The sequence below is a fragment of the Pseudolysinimonas sp. genome (genome assembly GCF_044239695.1).
In the GTDB taxonomy this organism is placed as follows: Bacteria; Actinomycetota; Actinomycetes; order Actinomycetales; family Microbacteriaceae; genus Pseudolysinimonas_A.
Window position 1 is genome coordinate 1 of record NZ_JBIIAW010000178.1, and the last position, 3,213, is coordinate 3,213.

General features: G+C 69.3%; 5 protein-coding genes. 2 read left to right on the forward strand and 3 right to left on the reverse strand.

Annotated features, from left to right (window positions below; translation table 11 throughout):
• Nucleotides 1–307: CBS domain-containing protein (locus ACILQS_RS16050; protein ID WP_395641128.1), on the forward strand; the 307-nt coding region annotated here is incomplete at its 5' end.
• A 77-nt stretch (nt 308–384) separates the two neighbouring features.
• On the opposite strand, the gene ACILQS_RS16055 is transcribed toward ACILQS_RS16050, so the two are convergent.
• Together ACILQS_RS16055 and ACILQS_RS16060 are read right to left on the reverse strand one after the other, a co-directional pair.
• Entirely contained in the window at nt 385–1,464 is a 1,080-nt protein-coding gene (locus ACILQS_RS16055) for an NADH:flavin oxidoreductase/NADH oxidase (RefSeq protein ID WP_395641129.1), read from the reverse strand.
• A gap of 7 nt (nt 1,465–1,471) precedes the next feature.
• Nucleotides 1,472–2,089 carry an HAD-IA family hydrolase gene (locus tag ACILQS_RS16060; RefSeq protein WP_395641130.1) on the reverse strand — a complete coding sequence of 206 codons (618 nt, stop codon included), beginning with the start codon at nt 2,087–2,089 and terminating at the stop codon, nt 1,472–1,474.
• Nucleotides 2,090–2,111: 22 nt separating this feature from the next.
• Here ACILQS_RS16060 and ACILQS_RS16065 point away from each other — a divergent pair, with 22 nt between their 5' ends.
• The gene (locus ACILQS_RS16065; RefSeq protein ID WP_395641131.1) at nt 2,112–2,912 is read left to right on the forward strand and encodes an NAD(P)H-hydrate dehydratase; all 801 of its coding nucleotides are present in this window, start codon (nt 2,112–2,114) and stop codon (nt 2,910–2,912) included.
• Here the strand turns inward: ACILQS_RS16065 and ACILQS_RS16070 are convergent.
• A partial coding sequence (locus ACILQS_RS16070) for an AAA family ATPase (RefSeq protein WP_395641132.1) occupies nt 2,902–3,213 on the reverse strand: 312 nt, incomplete at its 5' end. The two genes, ACILQS_RS16065 and ACILQS_RS16070, sit on opposite strands and share 11 nt — an antisense overlap.

A 3,213-nucleotide genomic window follows, 5' to 3' on the forward strand; every position in this document is an offset into this window, starting at 1 on the left:
GCGCGGCTTCTCGCGCTACGTGCTCGTCAACGACGCCGGAGAGCCGACCGGCTATCTGCACCTCAAAGACGTCATCGACCTCGACGACACCGAGTACGACGAGCCGGTGCCGCCGAAGCGCATTCGCCAGCTGATCTCGATCTTCAGGGCAACCGACCTCGAGGATGCGCTCGCGACGATGCGTCGCTCAGGCACCCACGTCGCCCGCGCCTTCGATGAGACCGGCGCCACGACCGGCGTGCTGTTCCTAGAGGACATCATCGAGGAGCTTGTCGGCGAGGTGCAGGACGCCACGCGGCGCATCTAGCCCGCCGACCGCCCGTTTGCGAACAAACCGGCCGTTCAAACGGGCCGGTGGTTCCTCAACGGGCCGTTGGCAGCAAGCTAGCCCCAGCGCGCCCGCAGGTACTGCGACGGCCAGTAGTCGACCTCGACGCCGAGCTCGTGCGCAGCCCGCAGGGCGAAGTGCGGGTCGCGCATCATCTCGCGGCCGAGCAGCACCGCCGCGGCGCGGCCGGAGGTGACGATGTCGCTGGCCTGCTGCGCAGTCGTGATGAGTCCAACGGCGGCGACGTCGACATCCGCGGTGTCGTGCACGAAGGAGGCGAGGTGCACCTGGTATCCGGGTCCGCTGGGAATGGTCACGCCCGTGACGTTGCCGCCGCTCGAGATGTCGAAGAAGTCGGCCCCGGCCTCGGCGGCCCAGCCGGCGACGATCGCTGTCTGCGCCTCGTCCCAGCCGCCCTCGGCGTAGTCCGTGGCGCTGAAGCGCACGAGCACGGGCACGTCATCAGAGAGCTTCCTCAAAGAGGACACGATGCGCAGCAGCAGGCGGGCGCGGTTCTCTAGGGAGCCGCCGTACTCGTCCTCGCGGCGATTGCTGAGCGGCGACAGAAACTGGTGCACGAGGTAGCCGTGCGCGGCGTGCACCTCAAGCACGTCGAATCCGGCGGCGAGGGCACGGCGGCCGGCCGCCTCGAAGTCGGCGACGACCTTGTCGATGCCCGCGGCATCCAACGCGATCGGCGGCTCATAGCCCGTGAACGGCAGGGCGGATGCCGACACCGTCTGCCAGCCGCCCTCACTGCCCGGCATGGTGCCCTTGCGGCCCTCGACTCCCCACTCGGGGTAGACCGAGGCCTTGCGTCCCGCGTGCGCCAGCTGGATTCCAGCCGCCGCACCCTGGGAGTGCAGAAAGGCGACGACGCGAGCCCAGGCGACCTGCTGCTCGTCGTTCCAGATGCCGGTGTCATGCGGCGAGATACGGCCCTCGGGCGAGACGCCCGTCGCCTCGGCGATGACGAGTCCGGCGCCGCCGGCGGCCATGGAGCCAAGGTGCACGAGGTGCCAGTCGCCGACAACCCCGTCTCTCTCAGAGAGGGTGTACTGGCAGAGTGCGGGCACCCAGATGCGGTTGCGAATGGTGACAGAGCGGAGGGTGATCGGGTCGAACAGTTCGGGCATGGCTTCCTTACGCGGCGAGAGAGTGCAGGAAGGCCGCGAGGCCGTCACCGCCCTCGTAGTGGTGCACGGTCACGCCCAGCGCTGCGGCGGCATCCGTGTTCACCTTCCTGTTGTCGATGAACACCATCTGCTCGAGTTCGATTCCCAGGTTGCCCGCGACCTCGCGGTAGATGGCAGCATCCGGCTTGATGTTGTCCATTTCTGCACTGATGAACATGCGCTCGAAGTACTGGGCCATGGGGGAGAAGCGAAAGGGCCCGGCGAAGTCGAAGCCGGCGTTGCTGAGCAGCGCGACGCGGGTGCCGCCCGCGTGCAGCTCGGCGATGAGGTCGATCGTGGTCGGCTCGACGCTGATCCAGCTGCGAAAGTCGGCGACCCACAGCGCGTAGACAGTCGACGGCCTCCAGTCGGCGCCGGTGTCGGCCGCGATGCGTGCCCAGTAGCCGGGCACGTCGACGCGGCCCTGGTCGAGGTCGTCGCGGTGCGCCCAGTAGCTCGACCAGAAGGGCTCGGCGTCGACGCCGGCGATCTCGAGCAGGATCGCACGGTCGACCTCGTTGGGCGACCGGCTGATCACCTCCCCGTAGTCGAAGACGACAACACGGTTCGGGATGCTCAGGCTCACCGTCCCAAACTATCGTGAGGGGATGCAGCCCTTTACCGCGCGAGACGCCGCCGCCCACATTGCGGTGCCCACCGAGCGCGACGACAAGTACTCGCGTGGCGTGCTCGGCGTGATCACGGGCAGCGACCAGTACCCGGGTGCCGCCGTGCTCGGCGTCGAGGCAGCACTGCGCACGGGCGTCGGCATGGTGCGCTACCTCGGACCACAGCGGGCGAGCGACCTCGTGCTCGCGCGGCGCCCGGAGGCCGTTGCGTCGAACGGACGCGTGCAGGCCTGGCTCATCGGCTCCGGCACCGACCATGCCTCGTTCAGCGACCCGGTCGCCGACGAGGCGATGGGGCAGGGCCTGCCGGTCATTCTCGACGGGGGAGCCCTCGCGCTGCACACTCAGCGCACCGGCCCACTCGTCATCACGCCGCACTTTCGCGAGCTCGCGCGCGTGCTCGACGTGCCGGTCGACGAGATCGCCGACGATCCGGCGACCTGGGTGGTCAAGGCCGCCGACCTGTTGCGGGTGACCGTGCTGCTCAAGGGGCACACAACCTATGTGGCGGGGCCCGGCATCCAGCTCGCCGTGCAGAGCGCGCCCAGCTGGCTCGCCACGGCGGGAGCCGGGGACGCCCTCGCCGGCATTCTCGGCGCGCTTGTCGCCACCCACGGCGATGAGATCGCCGACGACGAACGGATGCTGGCCCGCCTCGCCGCGACGGCGAGCGTCATCCACGGACTCGCCGCCGATCGCGCCAGCCAGGGCGGCCCGATCACGATCCTCGACCTGTGCGAGGCCGTGCCCGCCACGATCGCGAAACTGCTCAGCCGGTAAACCGCGAGAGGAACTCGCGGGTGCGCGGGTTCGTGGGAGCCCCGAAGACCTGTGCGGGTGTGCCCTCTTCGGCGATGACGCCCTTGTCGAGAAAGACGACGCGCGAGGCGACGTCGCGGGCGAAGGCCATCTCGTGGGTGGCCATGATGATCGTGGTGCCCTCCGCGCCGAGCTCGCGCACGAGCTCGAGAACCTCGCCGACGAGCTCCGGGTCGAGGGCACTGGTGATCTCGTCGAGCAGCAGCAGCTCGGGATTCGTGGCGATCGCCCGCACGATGGCGGCGCGCTGCTGCTGGCCGCC

What these genes read in the sequence shown, in the direction of transcription:
- ACILQS_RS16055 (WP_395641129.1), bottom strand. Translation starts at nt 1,464, where the DNA reads ATGCCCGAACTGTTCGACCCGATCACCCTCCGCTCTGTCACCATTCGC.
- ACILQS_RS16065 (WP_395641131.1), top strand. Translation starts at nt 2,112, where the DNA reads ATGCAGCCCTTTACCGCGCGAGACGCCGCCGCCCACATTGCGGTGCCC.